Origin of the sequence: Pseudomonas sichuanensis (assembly GCF_024749065.1) — a bacterium.
Taxonomy (GTDB): domain Bacteria; phylum Pseudomonadota; class Gammaproteobacteria; order Pseudomonadales; family Pseudomonadaceae; genus Aquipseudomonas; species Aquipseudomonas sichuanensis.
In genome coordinates this window covers 3,944,645-3,962,290 of sequence record NZ_CP087185.1, presented here as the reverse complement: position 1 = coordinate 3,962,290, position 17,646 = coordinate 3,944,645, and the positions used below count along the sequence as shown (strand labels likewise).

General features: G+C 64.7%; 10 protein-coding genes. 8 read left to right on the top strand and 2 right to left on the bottom strand.

From position 1 onward, the window contains the following. The first annotated feature begins 5 nt into the window (after nucleotides 1-5). Together LOY51_RS18005 and LOY51_RS18000 are read left to right on the top strand one after the other, a co-directional pair. The gene (locus tag LOY51_RS18005; protein ID WP_258642428.1) at nucleotides 6-4,337 is read left to right on the top strand and encodes an NEL-type E3 ubiquitin ligase domain-containing protein; all 4,332 of its coding nucleotides are present in this window, start codon (nucleotides 6-8) and stop codon (nucleotides 4,335-4,337) included. Nucleotides 4,338-4,415: 78 nt separating this feature from the next. After that, the gene (locus LOY51_RS18000) at nucleotides 4,416-8,753 is read left to right on the top strand and encodes an NEL-type E3 ubiquitin ligase domain-containing protein (RefSeq protein WP_258642425.1); all 4,338 of its coding nucleotides are present in this window, start codon (nucleotides 4,416-4,418) and stop codon (nucleotides 8,751-8,753) included. A 66-nt stretch (nucleotides 8,754-8,819) separates the two neighbouring features. On the opposite strand, the gene LOY51_RS17995 is transcribed toward LOY51_RS18000, so the two are convergent. Both LOY51_RS17995 and dkgB read right to left on the bottom strand, forming a co-directional pair. Next, entirely contained in the window at nucleotides 8,820-9,284 is a 465-nt protein-coding gene (locus tag LOY51_RS17995; protein ID WP_125464761.1) for a nuclear transport factor 2 family protein, read from the bottom strand. 171 nt (nucleotides 9,285-9,455) lie between these two features. Then, complete coding sequence (gene dkgB, locus LOY51_RS17990) at nucleotides 9,456-10,259, bottom strand: 2,5-didehydrogluconate reductase DkgB (RefSeq protein WP_258642422.1); 804 nt, start codon at nucleotides 10,257-10,259, stop codon at nucleotides 9,456-9,458. A 356-nt stretch (nucleotides 10,260-10,615) separates the two neighbouring features. Between dkgB and galU the strand changes: the two genes are divergently transcribed. The 6 genes from galU to ahpC all read left to right on the top strand — a co-directional run bounded on the left by galU (nucleotide 10,616) and on the right by ahpC (nucleotide 17,617). Further along, the gene (galU, locus tag LOY51_RS17985; protein ID WP_046855135.1) at nucleotides 10,616-11,455 is read left to right on the top strand and encodes a UTP--glucose-1-phosphate uridylyltransferase GalU; all 840 of its coding nucleotides are present in this window, start codon (nucleotides 10,616-10,618) and stop codon (nucleotides 11,453-11,455) included. Nucleotides 11,456-11,592: 137 nt separating this feature from the next. Beyond that, nucleotides 11,593-12,948 carry a glutathione-disulfide reductase gene (gene gorA / locus LOY51_RS17980; protein ID WP_125464759.1) on the top strand — a complete coding sequence of 452 codons (1,356 nt, stop codon included), beginning with the start codon at nucleotides 11,593-11,595 and terminating at the stop codon, nucleotides 12,946-12,948. A 191-nt stretch (nucleotides 12,949-13,139) separates the two neighbouring features. Next, a complete protein-coding gene (locus LOY51_RS17975; RefSeq protein WP_258642417.1) occupies nucleotides 13,140-13,670 on the top strand; it encodes a fimbrial protein in 531 nt (176 codons plus the stop codon). Nucleotides 13,671-13,730: 60 nt separating this feature from the next. After that, complete coding sequence (locus LOY51_RS17970; protein ID WP_125464757.1) at nucleotides 13,731-14,459, top strand: fimbrial biogenesis chaperone; 729 nt, start codon at nucleotides 13,731-13,733, stop codon at nucleotides 14,457-14,459. A 35-nt stretch (nucleotides 14,460-14,494) separates the two neighbouring features. Continuing rightward, the gene (locus tag LOY51_RS17965; RefSeq protein ID WP_258642412.1) at nucleotides 14,495-16,936 is read left to right on the top strand and encodes a fimbria/pilus outer membrane usher protein; all 2,442 of its coding nucleotides are present in this window, start codon (nucleotides 14,495-14,497) and stop codon (nucleotides 16,934-16,936) included. A 117-nt stretch (nucleotides 16,937-17,053) separates the two neighbouring features. Further along, nucleotides 17,054-17,617, top strand: a complete 564-nt coding sequence (gene ahpC / locus LOY51_RS17960; RefSeq protein ID WP_110993908.1) for an alkyl hydroperoxide reductase subunit C — start codon at nucleotides 17,054-17,056, stop codon at nucleotides 17,615-17,617. Nucleotides 17,618-17,646 lie beyond the last annotated feature (29 nt).

Genomic DNA, 17,646 nt, shown 5'->3' with positions numbered 1-17,646 from the left:
ACATCATGCCCCACTTATTCCCGTCACCCGTTTCGAACGACGCGCTGCTCGCGCAGACATTGCCGGCGTGGTTGACCCGCGCCTCCACGACCCATCGGCGGGCGCTGCACCAGAGCCTGCAGGCTCAACAGCGCGCGCAGCATGCGCTTGACCAGCAACTGGGTGTGTTGCTGGCGATCGATGCATTCGCCGAACCGCTGCTGGTGGAGGCCTTGCGCGAGGCCAGCGGCCTGTCCCTGGACGTGCGTGCCTGCCGATTGCTGCGGGTCTGGACCGAAGTGCAACCCGTGGTGCCTGCCAGTCTTCCCTTGCCGATCAGTACCCACCAGCAAACCCTGAGTCTGCTGGCCGCCGCGCTACACAACTTCTCCCAGAGCGAGGCACAGGACGGAGGGCTTGGCACCGAGTCACGCGTGTTCAATGGCGCCGGTAAACCGGTGGCGCTGTCGGCCAGCTCGTTCGCCGCGCTCTGTCGCCGGCTGGATCTGGGAGGCCGCTACCAAACCTATCTCAAGCAGCGCCTGAGGCCTGCTGATGCGCCGGGCGCGCGGATCCTGGTCAATCGGCTGATGGAGGAGCAACTGCGCGCCGGTCTTGAGGTGGCGGTGCGCCTGGCCCACCTGAAGGGGGACATCGACGACACCGCTTACCTGCGCTGGCTGCCGTTGTTTTCGAAGCAGCCGGTCGTGGCGCCCATCGCCGAGGTGCTGGAGCTGCGTCAGTTGTACCTGCTGGGGCGCCCGCTTCACGGCGTGGCGGCATATGAGGTGCGCCGCGGTGTCGACACGCTGGGCGTCATCGCCTGGCTGCCGGATGACCCCCAAGGCGCGCTGCTGAGCGCCGATACCTGGGAGTCGCTCTACCAGATCCTCGGCCAGCGCCTGCGCGGCGCCGACTATGCACGCTTCATCCTGCGCTTCATCGATGAGCCCGAGCGCCTGGCATTCGAGCTGAGCCTTGGTGCACGCCGGCAGGCTGATCGCGACGCGCCTGTGCTGCGCCTGGATGGGCGGGCACGCGAGGTGCAAGGCACGCTGTTCGGCTACCTGCGCCAAGTGCAGGTGCGCAAGCTGCTGGACGATGCCCGCGTGCTGGCCGTGCCCACCGATGACGAGGATCGCCAGGCCCGTGATCGACGCTTGCAGGGCTATCTGGGGGCCGGCCTCGACCTGCTGGGGCTGGCGGCATTGTTCGTGCCGGGGCTGGGCGAGGTGTTGCTGGGCATCGCCGCTTTGCAGGTGGTCCATGAAGCCTACGAAGGGTATGAGGCCTGGCAGCTGGGTGATCGCGAAGCGGCACTGGGCCATCTGTTCGGCGTCGCCGAGGGCTTGGCCATGGGAGCCCTGAATACCGGCTCCGAACAACTGCTGAGCTCGCTGCTGGTGCGCAGTACCTTCGTCGACGGGCTGCGCCCGGTGGTTACCGAGCACGGGCGTGTGAAGCTATGTGACGGTACCTTGAGCGACTATCGACTGCCCGATGAAGGCCATGTGCCCGGGCGTCTGGTGGGTGAGGGGGACCGGCGTTCACTGACCTTGCAGCAGGGGCGCTACGCGGTCGTGCGCACAAGGCCTGGCGAGCCTTGGCGCATCAGGCATCCGCATCGCGCCGGGGCCCATGCGCCGTCACTCGAAAGCAATGGGGTGGAGGTGTGGTGGCATGCCCTCGAGGTGCCGCAAAGCTGGGATACGCCAGTTGAGTTGTGCAGGCGTCTGGGGGGCGAGCTGATCGAGATCACTGATGCCGAGGCACAGGCGCTGTTGCAGGTCACAGGCTTCGACGTCGCCCGACTGCGGCGCTTGCTGCTCGAGCAGGCCGAACCCCCTGCGCGCCTGCTCGACAGCCTGGAGCGCTTGCGCCTGCGTGCCCGCTGGCCAGCATTGAGCGCAGAGGCACTTCAGTACGGGCTGGCGCTCGATCTGCCTGCGCTGGCAGGCGAATCGGTGTTGCGACGTGACTTCCCCAGCCTCACACGGCGTGCCGCCCACGCCCTGCTTCGAGGGGCCACGGGTTCCGAGCTGCGTACCCTGCGCACTGAGCGCAAAGTGCCACTCGCCTTGGCTGAGCAGGCGCGCTGGCAACTGCGTGACAGTCGCCTGGATCAGGCCTGCGAAGGCATGTTGCAGGGTCGCTCGCTCAACCAGGACAGCGAACGATTGACCTTGGCGCTGCTCGACCATCTGGCGCCCTGGGCGGTCGATGTGCGAGTGGAAATTCGTGACGGTTTCAAGGGTGGCGCGTTACTGGCTCACTGTGGCGCAACGTCCGGGCAGATACGCTTGATCCTCAAGCGATCGGAGGGGTACCTGGCCGCCGATGCGACAGGCCAGGGGCTTGCCGAGGCCTCGCCCGGCGACAGCTTGCTTCAGGCATTGTCGAGGCACCTGCAAACGACGCAGAGCACCCAGCTTGGCGAGCATGCCGCCAGCGCGCAGGCGCTGGGTCAATACCTGCTCCACCAGGCCTCGATCCGTCGCGATCAAGCTGCTGGCTGGATCGGCCAGGCAGCGGTGGGTACCGGTGTGCGACCGCCACTGCGTTGGGGCGACGGGCGTCTCGGGTACCCGTTGAGCGGTCGCGGCGAGTCCAGTCGCCAGGCGCTGGCGCAGGGTATTCGGCAGGTGTTTCCGACGCTCGATGACGCCCAGTTGCAGGCTTACATCACCGAGCGCCTGCTCGCCGGCGACAACCTCTGGAGCCACATGAACGCGTTGCATCAGCAGGAACAGGGGCTGCGCTCGGCGCTGACGGATTGGCAGCGCACGGCAGCTGACGCGCAGCAGGCCCAGGCTCGTCATCGAATCGCCGCCCGGCTGTTGCGTTGTTGGCGCCGGCAAATACCGGTGGTGCAAGGCGGCTATGCGCTACTGCTCGAAGGCGAGTTGCTGCATTCGCTGCCGGCACTGCCCGAAGGGGTCGATTTCGCGCATGTACGGCACCTGGTCTTGCAGCACCTTGAACTTGCAGAAATCAGCGGTGATTGGCTGCGGCGATTTTCCGGCCTGCGTCGGCTCGATCTCAGCGGCAACCAGCTGACCGCGCTGCCAGACGCCATTGGCGAGCTGAGCCAGCTGGCCGAACTCGACGTCTCTGGAAACCAGATTCGCTGGAACGATCAGGCCGATCTCGCGATCAGTCGGCTGAGCCAGCTCGAAGTACTCAACGTCAATCGCAATCCTATTGAGCAGATGCCGACGCTTGCCCCACTGAGCCGCTTGCGTCAGGTCCATCTGCGTGCCACCGGGCTCACCCTGGTGCCGCCAAGCCTGCCGAGGCTGGGTGGGCTTGAATATGCGGATCTGCGCGACAATCTGATCGTCGATCTGGACAGCGCGTTGTTCGAGCTGCCAAGGCGACGCCTGGAACGCATCGCGTTGCACGACAATCCCCTGTCGGCCGCCAGCCTCGCTCGCCTGGAAACCTTCCTGCAAGGTGAGCAGGGGCTCTTGCATCGGTTGTTTCGCCACTTCCAGCCCGAAACGGGCGCGCGCGACGTATGGCTGGAGGGACTGGAGCATTCGATTCGCGGCGTACGCCAGGGGCAATGGGACAACCTGGCCCAGCAACCTTTCAGTTCCGGATTGCTCAGGCTGCTCAGCGACCTGCGCGGCGCGGCCGATTTTCGTGATCAGCCGGTCGAGTTGCGCCAGCGTGTCTGGCGTGTGATCGAGGCCTGCGAACAGGACAGCCAGTTGCGCCAGGCTGTGTTCGAGCTGGCGGCACGGCCGCGCAGTTGCAGCGACAGCGTGGCGCTCAACTTCAGCCACCTGGAAGTGCTGGCGTTGGTGCACCAGCGCACCCAGGGCGTGACCGGCGCCAGGGCCGAACGGGACTTGCTGCGCCTGGGGCGTGACTTGTTCCGCCTGGATGAGGTGGAGCGCCTGGCAACGCTGGATATCGAGGACCGATGGCAGCGTGGCGCGTTCGTTGACGACGTCGAGGTGCGCATGGCCTATCGCGTCGGGCTGGCCGAACCCTTGAGCCTGCCCGCGCAACCAGAGGGCATGCGCTACGCCAGCAGCGCCGGGGTGACGGCACAGCAGCTCAGCCAGGTTCGCGCCCAGGTGCTGGTGGCCGAGCGAGGACCGCGCCTGGTCGAGTCCCTTACTCACCGCGAGTTCTGGCAGGTGCACCTGCGGGGCACCTATGGCGCGCAGTTCGAGGCGGTCGATCGACCCTTCCACGAGCGCCTGGAGGCGTTGCTCGAGGCCACTGACGACCTTACGGACGGTGAGTACCTGGCGGCCATCGATCAGGTCGCCCAGGCGCGTGAGCAGGCACAGCGGGCATTGATCTTCGAATTGACCTACTCGGCCTGGCAGCGTCATCCCGGCTGAGGACAGCCAAGCGTTATATAGGCCCTGTAGCCGTGGCAGGCATGGTGTCCTGCGGACCTCTAGCTCTCGGAGGACACCATGCACAATCCCTTCATTCCCCATGTCACCGTCGATACACTTATCGCCCAACGAATGCCGCCCTGGCTTGCCGGCTTGTCCCAGGAGCAACGCGTTGCGCTGCAGCAGGCCCTTGTGCTTCAGCAGCAAGTCCAACACCACCTGCAACAGCTGCTCGGGGTGATCACGCCGCTGGAGGACTTTGCCGAGAATCTGCTCGACGATGCCATGACGCTGATCACCGATGAACAGATCGATGTGCGTGGCGCCAAGCTTCTCAGCGTCTGGCGCGAGGTGGTCGTTCCTGCTGTGGCCAGCTTGCCGCTGACCTGGCGGACACACCGTTCCGAGCAGACTCTGCTGGCCGCTGCACTGCACAATTTCAGCGAGGATGAACTGGATGCCAAGGCGTTCCATGCCGATACCCGGCTGACCGATGATCTGGGCGACGTGATCGAGGCGTTCAAGCCTGAGCAATACGCCTGGTTGTGCCGTCGGCTCGATGTCGGCGGCCAGTACCAGCGCTATCTCAAGACGCACTTCGAGCCGGAGGACGCCGCTGCCCGGCAACGTGTCGAGCAACAGCTCGAAGCGGTACAGCGCGCCAACTTCGATGCCGCCGTGCAACTGGCGCTGGGCAAAGGGCAACTGGATGCCTTGAGCGGCCGCCAACTGCGACCGCTGCTTGCGCAGACGCCGTTGGTACCCGCCGAGCCCACGGTCTTGATTGCCCGTCAGCTCTATCTTCTGGGCAAGCGGGTGATCGGCGTGGTCACCCTGGAAGTGCGCCGAAGCCCCGCGCCAGACGCGGCGCTGGACGGCGTGATCGCCTGGATCCCGGGCGACCCCCAGGGCGCAGTCAGCCGCCATTCCTCGTGGGGCGCCTTGTATCAGGCGCTTGCCCGACGGTTTCGCCAGCCCGGTTACCCGGCATTCTTTCAGCGCTTCCTCGCCCAGTCCGATCGAATCGCCTTCGAACGGGTGCTTGCGGGCTTGCTGGCCGACAAGGCTCCCCTCGAACTGGACGGGCGAAACCTGGAGGTCGAGGGTGAGCTGTTCGTCCGCCTGCGCCAGGACCAGGTAGGGAAGATCCTGGCCGATGCACGAGTGCTGGCGGTACCGACCGACGATGAGGACCGGCGCAGCCGCAGTGAGCGCCTTGAAGGCTATCGGAGCGCAGGCCTGGGCCTGCTCAATCTGGCCGCGCTGTTCGTGCCCGGGCTTGGCCTTGCCATGCTGGGCGTGGCGGCGCTGGATATCGTCAAGGAGGTCTATGAGGGGTACGAGGACTGGCAGATCGGCGACCGGGAAGGTGCCTTGAACCACCTGTTCGGCGTGGCCGAAAATGTCGCGGCCAATGCGCTGTTGATGGCCGGCGGCGCCGCGCTGGGTAAAACGTTGCAGCGCGTGCGTCTGGTCGATGAGCTGGTGCCGGTGGTGGGAACCGACGGCGAGGCCCGGCTGTGTCATCCCGAGCTCGATGGCTACAAGGTCGAGCACAGCGATGACGATGCGCTGGGTGAAGTGATCGACAACTTAACCTGGAAACATGTGCGTACCCACGAGGGCAGTTTTGCCGTGCAACGGCATGCCGCCAGCGACACTTGGCAGTTGCGCCATCCGCAGCGGCCTGCAGCGTTGCCGGTGACCGTGCGCGACAATGGTGCCGGCGCCTGGTATCACGCGCTGGAGAGCCCCCAGCACTGGCAGGGGGCGCGGCTGCTGCGCCGATTGGGCAGTGATCTGGCCGAGATCCCGGAACCGACCATCGCTCAAGTGCTGGAGACCACGGGGTTCGACGAAGCACGGCTGCGCCGGCTGCATCTTGAAGACGCGCCTGCGCCGGCACGTCTGCTCGACGCCCTGGAGCGTCAGCGCCTGCATGAACAGCAGCCCGGTTTGCGCGGGGAGGCCTTCGAGGCCGTCCTGGCAGCGCGCCAGGCGCCAGTTGGCGATGCCGCGCAACTGCTGCGTCGGGACTTCCCCGGGCTGACCCCGCGATGCGCCGAAGAGATCGTCGAGCAGGCCAGCGGCCACCAATGCGAACAGATGATCAACACCTCGCGGGTTCCACTGGCGCTCGCCGAACAGGCGCGCTGGGCATTGCGTGACAGTCGTCTGGACCGTGCCTGTGCGGGCCTGCGCCAGGTCTCGGCGATCAATGCCGATGGCGAGCGCCTGGCGTTCGGGCTGCTCGACAGCCTGTCGCCCTGGGCCGACGGTGTTCGCGTGACGTTGCACGATGGGCAGGTCGATGGCCCGTTGTTGCAGTCGCTGGGCAAGGCGGATGCCACCGATGCGCGGCGCATCGTCAAAGGGGCAGAGGGTTACCTGGCGATTGCCGCGGACGGTCTGGCGCCCGTCACTGCCACGGCGCAGGACTCACTGATCAAGGCGCTACTGCTGCACATGGACCCGGTGCAGCAACTGAGCCTGGCGGGTGCCCCGCTCAGTGAAAGGCAATTGAGCGATTTGATGCTTGCCCGGGCCGTAAGCCAGCGTGAAGCCGCTGCTGGCCTGATAGGCCTGGCCCCCGTGGGCGGTGGGATTCGACCGCCGGTGCGTCTGGGCGACGGGCGCCTGGGCTATCCGCTGAGTGGTCGCGCCGAGGGCGGACGGCATGCCCTGCGCCATGCCTTGCGGCAGATCCACCCCGAATTCACCGATACCGACCTCAGCGCCTACATCGCTGACCAGCTGCGGCGGCAGGTCAACCTTTGGGACCAAGTTACCGCGCTGCAACGCCAGCTTCCGCTGCTCGAGCAACACCTGACGGCATGGCGCCAGGGGGCGCTGGGGCGCTCGCAGCAGCGGGCGCGCAAGCGGATGGCCAAATACCTGTTGCGCAACTGGCGTCGTCAGTCACTGGCGTTGTATGGCGAGCAGGTTCACCTGAGTATCGAGGGTGAGGCACTGGGCGGGCTGCCTGCGCTGCCGGCCAGTGTCCGTTTCGACAGCGTGACCCGTCTGGTGCTGCGCAACCTGGAACTGGATGATCTGAATCCGGCGTTCTTCGGACGCTTTGGCATGCTGCAACGCCTGGATCTGCGCGGTAACCGGCTTACAGGCCTGCCGGTCGTGCTGGAGCAGCTCGCCAACCTGGAGGAACTGGACCTGGCCGACAATCGCATTGTGCTCGGGCCTGAGAATATCCGGCGCCTGGAGCGACTGGGGCAGTTACGGCAGTTGAACCTGAACCGTAATCCGCTGGTTGCCGCGCCGCGTCTGGACGGGCTGACCCGGCTGCGCCACCTGAGCCTGCGCGGCACGAGGTTGACCGAGGTACCGCAGGCCTTGGCGCGCCTGCCGGTCCTGGAGTACGCCGACCTGCGCGACAATCGCATCGACAGCCTCGATGATGCCTTCTTCGGCATGCCGGCACGCAGCATCGAGCGGATCTTCCTGCATGACAATCCATTGGATCTGCGCAGTGAGGCGCGTCTGAGCGCTTTCCAGCAGGCCGAGTCGCATCGCATGCGGCGCCTGGTGCGCCACAGCAGCGGCGCAGCCGAGAACCGCGAGGCCTGGGTGCGCTTGCTGGAGCCGGACGAGCGCCTGTTGCGCGGGTTGCAATGGGACAGCCTGGTGTACGAGCCTGGCGCCGCGGACTTTTTCCAGTTGCTCGCCGACCTGCGTGGCACGGAGGATTTCCTGACTCAGCGCGGTGACCTGACTGCGCGGGTCTGGATGGTGGTCGAGGGGTGCGCCGGCAATGCCCAGTTGCGTGCGCGGTTGTTCGAGCTGGCTGGCCATCCGCGTACCTGTTCCGACAGTGTGGCGATGAACTTCAGCCTGCTCGAGGTGCAGTCGTGGGTGCATCTGAACACTGCCGGGTTGACTGGGCAGGCCGCCGAACGCGGCCTGCAGCGCCTGGGGCGTTCGTTGTTCCGGCTCGACGAGGTCGATCGCGCGGCCTCTGCGGAAATCGCCTGGCGCACGGCCCAGGGTGCGGATTTCGATGAGGTCCAGGTGCGCTTGAGATACCGCGTGGGCCTGGCCCATGCACTGGATTTGCCGGGGCAGCCGCTGCACATGCGTTTCCCGAACAGTGCCGAGGTGTCGCCACGCGACCTGCTGAGGGTGCGCAGCCAGGTACTGACGGCGGAACGAACGCCGAGCCTGGCGACATCGGTGGCCCAGCGCGAGTTCTGGCAGGCACACCTGCGCGACACCCATGCACAACGTTTCGAGCAGGCCGACCAGCCGTTTCATGCGCAGTTGGAAGCGCTGAATGCGGCGGATCTGGCCGAGGGTGAATACCTGTCACGCGTGGAAGCCGTGGCCCGGGCGCGTGACGCCGCCATGCAGGCGCTGATCGAAACCCTGACCCAGGAAATCTTCACCCGCAACCCGTTGTAGTTCAGCGGCGCCTCGTTGCAGATGCCCCCGGCAGTGAGTGCCTGGGGGCTTTTTGCCCGTGGGGCATCAGAAACCGAATTCACTCAGCCCGGGATGGTCATCCGGGCGCCGCCCCAGAGGCCAGCGGAACTTGCGCTCGGCTTCAGTGATGGGTTGCTCGTTGATGCTGGCGTGGCGGTTGCGCATCAGGCCGTCCTCGGCGAACTCCCAGTTCTCGTTGCCGTAGGCGCGGTACCACTGGCCGCTGTCGTCGTGGTACTCGTAGGCGTAGCGCACGGCGATGCGGTTGCCGGTGAAGGCCCACAGTTCCTTGATCAGGCGGTATTCCAGCTCGCGGTTCCACTTGCGGGTGAGGAAGGCCTGGGCCTCTTCACGGTTGTGGCAGAACTCGGCGCGATTGCGCCAATGGGTATCGAGGGTGTAGGCGAGAGCGACCTTGGCCGGGTCTCGGCTGTTCCAGCCATCCTCGGCCAGGCGGACTTTCTCGATGGCGCTTTCGTGGGTGAAGGGCGGAAGTGGAGGGCGGGACATTGGGCGATTCCTCAGCTTGAAGTGGTCAGCGGGATGCTGTGCACGGCTTGCAGGCTAGCCCTGCCGATTGCGCAGGGAAATCCGTGCCCGGCTCACTTCATAATTGCTGGCGGCGGAACAATTGCGGCATCAGCCGCGCGACCACCGTCCGCGCGGCTTTTTTTCAGAGGATCAGTCCCAGGTCGGCGCCAAGCCGTCGGGGCTGACTTCGCGACCATTGCGCTCCAGTGTCGCGATCAGCGCCATGTCGTCGGCATCCAGGTGCAGGCTGCGGGCAAGCAGGTTGCTGGCCAGGTTTTCGCGCTTGGTAGACGACGGAATCACCGCATAACCCAGCTGCAGGGCCCAGGCCAGGGCTACCTGGGCGACGGTGGCCTTGTGCTTGGCAGCGATCTGGGCGAGTACCGGGTCCTTCAGCACCTTGCCGTAGGCCAGGGTCATGTAGGAGGTGGTGGTGATGCCCTGCTCCTTGAGGAAGGTAGTCAGTTTGTCGTTCTGCAGGTAGGGGCTGAGCTCGATCTGGTTGGTGGCGATCTCGCCTTTGCCGACGGCTTCGATGGCCTGGCGGGTCAGCTCGATGTTGAAGTTGGAAACGCCGATCTGGCGGGCCAGGCCCAGTTTCTTGGCCTCAGCCAGGGCCTGCATGTACTCGGGCAGTTCGACGCCGTTGCCGGGGGCCGGCCAGTGGATCAGCAGCAGGTCGACGTGGTCGGTACGCAGCTTGGCCAGGCTTTCGCGCAGGCTCGGCAGCAGCTTGTCGGCTGCGTAGTTGTCGACCCAGATCTTGGTGGTGATGAACAGTTCGCTGCGGGGCACGCCGCTTTCGGCGATAGCCTGGCCGACCTCGGCTTCGTTGTTGTAGATCTGCGCGGTGTCGATGGCGCGGTAACCCAGCTGCAGTGCCGACTTGACCGAGTCGATGACGGCTTGGCCAGTCAGGCGGAAAGTGCCGACGCCGAAGGATGGAATGCTCATGGGGCTGCTCCTGTGGTGGGATGCCGGGGCTGTGTGCGCTGGCATCGTTCGGATAGGCGGCAGTGTGCGGTACTCACAGGTTTTGATTAAGGTGTCGGGGGGCCAAAGTCCTTTGACCTGGAGTCATGAGTGAGCGGTTTTTTCATGCGCGCAAATGAGCAAGCGCCCTGAAAACCGGCGTGGGCTTGCGCCTTTGAACAGGTAGTTGGTCGCAATTCTCACGTTGCCTCGGAACTAACTACACTGAGATGTCTCTATGATGGCGTCGGCAGACAGCAGGGGGGGCATTGTAAGGTGACCTCCGCCTGATTAGACTGCGCCGAATTCGTACGCAAAGCCCTACGTTAAGGACGTATATGATCAAGAAATGCTTGTTCCCGGCAGCCGGTTACGGCACTCGTTTCCTGCCCGCTACCAAAGCCATGCCCAAGGAAATGCTGCCGGTGGTCAACAAGCCACTGATCCAGTATGGCGTTGAAGAAGCACTGGACGCCGGCCTGAATGAAATCTCCATCGTCACCGGCCGCGGCAAGCGCGCCCTGGAAGACCACTTCGACATCAGCTATGAGCTGGAAAACCAGATCAAGGGCACCGACAAGGAAAAGTACCTGGTCGGCATCCGTCGTCTGCTGGACGAGTGCTCGTTCGCCTATACCCGCCAGACCGAGATGAAAGGCCTGGGCCACGCCATCCTCACCGGCCGCCCGCTGATCGGTGACGAGCCGTTCGCCGTGGTACTGGCCGATGACCTGTGCGTCAACCTCGAAGGCGATGGCGTGCTCGCGCAAATGGTCGCGCTGTACAAGAAGTACCGCTGCTCGATCGTTGCCATCCAGGAAGTCGATCCGCAGGAAACCAACAAGTACGGCGTCATTGCCGGTGAAGAGATCAAGGACGGCATCTTCCGCGTGGATTCCATGGTCGAGAAGCCGAAGCCGGAAGACGCACCGTCGAACCTGGCCATCATCGGCCGTTACATCCTGACCCCGGACATCTTCGAGAAGATCGAACAGACCGAGCCAGGTAAAGGCGGCGAGATCCAGATCACCGACGCACTGATGAAGCAGGCCGCTGAAGGCAACGTGATTGCCTACAAGTTCAAGGGCAAGCGTTTCGACTGCGGTGGCGCCGAAGGCTACATCGAGGCGACCAACTTCTGCTTCGAAAACTTCTACAAGACCGGCAAGGCTTATTGAGCTACAAGCTACAAGCTACAAGCTACAAGCTACAAGCTACAAGCTACAAGCTGTGAGCAGTTTTCTTGCCGCTTGAAACTTGCAGCTCGCCGCAAAAAGAGCCACCCTCGGGTGGCTTTTTTTGTGGAGTCTGGAAAGTGGCCTACGATTTTGATCTGTTCGTGATTGGCGCCGGTTCCGGCGGTGTACGTGCGGCGCGTTTCGCCGCGGGCTTCGGCGCCAAGGTGGCCGTTGCCGAGAGCCGCTATCTGGGCGGTACTTGCGTCAACGTCGGCTGCGTACCGAAAAAACTGCTGGTGTACGGCGCCCATGTCGCCGACGAGCTGGAGCAGGCCGCCGGTTTCGGCTGGACCCTGGAAGAAGGCCACTTCGACTGGGGCACCCTGATCGCCAACAAGAACCGCGAGATCGAGCGCCTCAACGGCATCTACCGCAACCTGCTGGTCAACAGCGGCGTCACCTTGTTGACCGGCCACGCGCGTATCACCGCTGCCAACGAAGTGGAAGTGGAAGGCCAGCGCTACAGCGCTGCGAACATCCTGATCGCCACCGGCGGCTGGCCGCAGGTGCCGGACATTCCGGGCAAGGAACTGGCGATCACCTCCAACGAGGCGTTCTATCTCAAGGACCTGCCACGCCGGGTGCTGGTGGTCGGTGGTGGCTACATCGCCGTCGAGTTCGCCGGTATTTTCCAAGGCCTGGGCGCCGCTACCACGCTGCTGTACCGTGGCGACCTGTTCCTGCGCGGCTTCGATGGCTCGGTGCGCACGCACCTCAAGGAAGAGCTGGAAAAGCGTGGCATGGACCTGCAGTTCAACGCTGATATCCAGCGCATCGACAAGCTCGACGACGGCAGCCTCAAGGCCACCCTCAAGGACGGCCGCGAGCTGGTCGCCGATTGCGTGTTCTACGCCACCGGGCGCCGGCCGATGCTGGACAACCTGGGCCTGGAGAACACCGGCGTGGAACTGGACGAGCGCGGCTTCATCCGTGTCGATGAGCAGTACCAGACCACCGCGCCGTCCATCCTGGCCATTGGCGATGTGATCGGCCGCGTGCAGCTCACCCCGGTGGCACTGGCCGAAGGCATGGCCGTGGCCCGTCGCCTGTTCAAGCCCGAGCAGTACCGCCCGGTGGATTACCAGAACATTCCCACCGCGGTGTTCAGCCAGCCGCCGATCGGTACCGTGGGCTTGACCGAAGAGCAGGCGCTGCAGGCCGGGCACAAGGTGCAGATCTTCGAGAGCCGCTTCCGGGCGATGAAACTGACCCTCACCGATATTCAGGAAAAAACCCTGATGAAGCTGGTGGTGGATGCCGAGACCGACAAGGTGCTGGGCTGCCACATGGTCGGGCCGGATGCCGGCGAGATCATCCAGGGCCTGGGCATCGCGCTGAAGGCCGGTGCCACCAAGCTGCAGTTCGACGAGACCATCGGCGTGCACCCGACGGCGGCCGAAGAATTCGTCACCATGCGTACCGTCACGCGCTGAGCCTGTCAGACGCCACAGGGTTGAGGCATCGGCTCTGTGGCGAAACCTCCTACATAGCGGGCGTGCAATGCGCCCCGCATCACCACGTCTTTCCTACGGTCATCACCTCGGCAGTCATAAATACTCGCTGGGTGCCACGTATGTGGCGTCGGCCTGGCGTTGCCAGGTCAACTTGACTTAGGAGTTATCAGATGAATGTCTTACGCAATATCATCCTGGGCACCTGCAGCGGGCTGTTGATGGCAGGGGTTGCCCAAGCCGATCAAGGGCTGATCAGCTTCAGTGGCAGCGTGGCTGGCCCGACCTGCGTCATCAACGGCGGCGACAACGATGTGCAGGTCAACCTGCCGGAAGTCAGCACCTACGATCTGCGCCAAGCGGGCCAGACGGCTGGCGAGCGCACCTTCAGCCTGGTGCTGAGCCAGTGCTCGCATGTCGGCCAGGTGTCCACCTACTTCGAGCCGGGCCCCACCGTGAATCCTGAAGGCCGGCTGACGGTCGATGCTGGCTCGGGCGCCGCCACCAGTGTCGACGTGCAACTGCTCAACAGTGCCCGCGCGCCCATGAACCTGGCCGGTGGCAGAGGCAATCAGAGCTCCCAGCGGGTCGATATCGTCAACGGCAACGCCATCCTCAACTACACCGCTCGCTACTTCTCGCTGGGTGCGACCACCCCGGGTCTGGTCTCGACCAACGTCCGCTACTCGCTCGAGTACCTCTGAGTCTCCTTCCTGGTAGCCCCCTCGGGGGCTACACCTCAACGCTGTGCGCGAGCCTTGAACATGAAGACTTTCTCCACGGCCTGTCGGCGCGTCTTGCTGGCAGGTTGGCTGCTGGCCGTAGGCCACGCCCAGGCCAGTGTGGTCATCGCCACCACCCGAATCGTCTATCCCGCCGAGCAGGCCGAAGTTACCGTCAGCCTGCGCAATCTGGGGGAACGGCCAGCGCTGGTGCAGGCCTGGATCGACGACGGTGTGGCCATGGCCGATAGCCAGGATCCGCAGGTGCCATTCAGCCTGATGCCGCCGCTGTTTCGCGTGGAGCCTGGCACCAGCCAGAGCCTGCGCCTGTTCCATAACGGCGCGTCGATGCCCACCGACCGTGAAACCTTGTATTGGCTCAATGTCCTCGAGATAGCGCCCAAGGGCGTCGGCAACCAGATCAATGTTGCGTTGCGTACGCGCATCAAGCTGTTCTTCCGTCCACCATCCCTGCCCGGGACGGTGGCCGATGCTCATCGCGCGCTCTCCTGGCGCTGGGTGCGCGAAGGTCGGCGCTGGCAGCTCGAGGCTGACAACCCTGGGGCCTATGTCGTCAATCTCGGGCGTGTCGCCGTTAGCTACCAGGGCCGATCCTGGCAGGCACAACCGAGGCATGTGCTGCCGTTTTCGCAGACTCGCTTCGCCATCGAGGGGTTGGCCGATGAGCGTCCTGTACCGAACCAGGTGGACTATTCCTACATCGATGACTATGGCGCCGAGCGACCGGCCACTGCGGTGGTGCGTCATTGAGCGCGCGGGTCACAGGCGTTGCATGCGCGCGCGTATTGCTGCCTGGCCTGCTGGTGCTTGCGGCCGGCAGCCTGGCCGCCCCGGTAGAGTTCGACGCACGCATGTTGCGCCTGGGGACTTCGAGTGACCTGCAGCGCTTCGAGGGGGCCAGCGTCATCCCGGAAGGTGAGGTGAGCCTGGACGTAACGCTCAACCAGCGATGGATGGGCCGCTATCAGATAGCGCTGCGCACGCCGCCAGGTGCTATGCAGCCCACACCGTGCTATGGGCGCGAGCTGCTCGAAGCGCTGGGCGTTGATCTGCTGCGATTGCCGCCGGCGAAACAGGCACTGCTGGCGCAAGAAGGTGATTGCCTGGCGCTGTCCGCCTTGGGCCTGGAAGCCAGCGAGGCGCTTGCCTACGGCGAACTGCGGCTGACGCTGAGCATCGCCCGGCAGCACCTGAGCCGCCGCCCCGTCGACCACGTGGACACGCGGCAGTGGGACAGCGGGGTTGGCGCGGGTTTCGTCAACTACGACCTGAACCTTCACCAGCAGCAAATGGCACATCGGCAGGGCACTGCCTATCGAGGTTTCCTCGGCCTGCGCGGCGGGCTCAACACCGGTGACTGGTACTGGCGGCACGACGGCATCCTGCAGGGGGCGGACGATGCCCCGACCCGTTACCAACGCGGCATGACCTCGGTACGACGCGACTTGCCGGCCCTGTCGGCGCAGCTGACCCTTGGCGATGCCGCGAGCAGTTCGGATGTCTTCGCGGCCAGTGCGTTCCGAGGTCTGCAACTAGGCAGTGACGAACGCATGCTGCCGCAATCGCGGCGGGGTTATGCCCCTACGGTGCGTGGCGTGGCCAATAGCACGGCGCTGGTGAGTATTCGTCACCGTGGGGTGCTGCTGCACGAATCGAGCGTGCCTCCCGGGCCGTTCGAAATCGACGACCTCTATCCCAGCGGCTTGAGTGACGACCTGGAGGTCACGCTCAAGGAGGCGGACGGCAGCGTGACAGTGTTCAGCGTGCCGTTCCAGGCGGCGCCCTTGGCATTGCGCCCAGGCGCCAGGCGCTTCGACTTCGCTGGCGGCCACTGGCTGGATGGCTTCGGTCGCACTGGTCCTGCGTTCGGCCAAGGCAGTTGGCAGCAAGGCCTGGATGATCGTTTGAGTGTCCATGGCGGGCTCTGGGTGGCCGAAGACTATCTGGGCGGCGCCTTGGGTGTTGCCCTGAACACCGCTGTTGGCGCAGTGGGGCTGACCGCTTATCACGCAGATGCGGCGCCCAGCCCCGAGGCCGATCGACGGGGGCAAGCCATGCGCTTGAACTGGCGACAGGACTTGACTGACACGGCGACACGCCTGGAGGCGTCCATCAGCCGCAGTCAGAGTACCGGCTATCTTGGTTTCGATCAGTTCGCCCAGGCGCGCCGCGGCCGGCATTCAGACCCGAACCACTGGCGCGCCAGCTTCTCTCTCGATCAGGCCCTGGGCCCTGGCGCCGGCCGGCTGAGCTTTGCCGTCAACGGCGCGCGCAGCTGGTCGGGGCAGGGCGGTACCGACTACCGGCTCGGCTACAACAACCATTTTGCTGCCATGGCCTATGGCCTGAGCATCGGGCGCCAACGCAGCGAGCATGGCCAGCCGTTGCGGACCATCGCCCTGACCCTCAGCATGCCGCTCGGCGAGCGCCGCCGCGATCTGTTGAGCAGCGCCGTGAGCAGCGATTCGCGGCGGCATGCCAGTACCAGCCTGCGCTGGAGTTCCCGTGCCGGCGAGCAGGCGCAGTGGGGCTATGGGCTGGCGGCACAATACCAGGCAGCGGCAGCCGATCCGGTCGGCATCGATGGCAATCTGCGTTACCGAGGCAGTGCCGGCGACCTTGCCGTTGCGCTAGGCAGTCGCGGTGACCAGCGTCATCTGGCGTTGGGCGCACGCGGTGCAGTGGTGGCCCATGCCGGCGGGGTGACGGCAGCACCGACGCTGGGCGAAAGCTTTGCCATCATCCACGCGCCTGGTGCCACGGCCGCACGGGTGCGGCAACAGCCCCAGTCGCGGGTCGACCGCCGAGGTTATGCAGTGGTGCCATCGTTGGCACCCTACAGCGTGAACACCGTTGAGATCGACCCCAAGGGTATGCCGCGCACCACCGAACTCTTGGTTGCCGGGCACAACGTGGTGCCCAGGGCCGGGGCCGCACCGCTGCTGCGCTTTGCCACGCGCGCCGGAGATTTCCATGTGCTGCTTGCCGAGCGTACGGGGGGCGAGGCTTTGCCTTTCGGTGCCCAGGTATTCGATGAAACTGGTAACGAGGTGGGGGTGGTGGGCCAGGGGGGGCAGGTTCAGATACGCAGCCAGGCCAGGCGGGGGCGGCTGCGCATCAGTTGGGGCGGTGCCGAACATCAGACGTGCTGGGTGGATTTCGAGGTGGGGAGTGCGGCCTCTGCTGTAGCCGTATGTGGCCCGCGTAGTAATCAAAAGATCTATTGATCGAGCAACGTTATAGCCAAAACCAATCAGCAACATGAGGTTTGCCAATGAGCCATTGCGCCGTCGCTTGGATAGGATGGCCTCCATCAACTTACTCACCCCATGAAGGAGCAGCACATGCCTATCATCAACAGCCAGGTCAAACCGTTCACCGCCACCGCCTACCACAAGGGCGAGTTCGTTCAGGTCAGCGAAGCCGACCTGAAAGGCAAATGGTCCGTCGTGTTCTTCTACCCAGCCGACTTCACCTTCGTCTGCCCGACCGAGCTGGGCGACCTCGCTGACAACTACGCCGAGTTCCAGAAGCTGGGCGTCGAGATCTACGGCGTGTCCACCGACACCCACTTCACCCACAAAGCCTGGCACGACACCTCGGACACCATCGGCAAGATCCAGTACCCGCTGATCGGTGACCCGACCCACATCATCTCGCGCAACTTCGACGTGCTGATCGAAGAAGCCGGCCTGGCCGATCGCGGTACCTTCGTGATCAACCCGCAAGGCCAGATCAAGATCGTCGAACTGAACGACGGTGGTGTAGGCCGTGACGCTGCCGAGCTGCTGCGCAAAGTCAAAGCTGCCCAGTACGTTGCCGCCCACCCGGGTGAAGTCTGCCCGGCCAAGTGGAAAGAAGGCGAGGCCACCCTGGCGCCGTCCCTGGACTTGGTTGGCAAGATCTAAGGCCATGTGCCAATCGCGGGCGGTGAGCA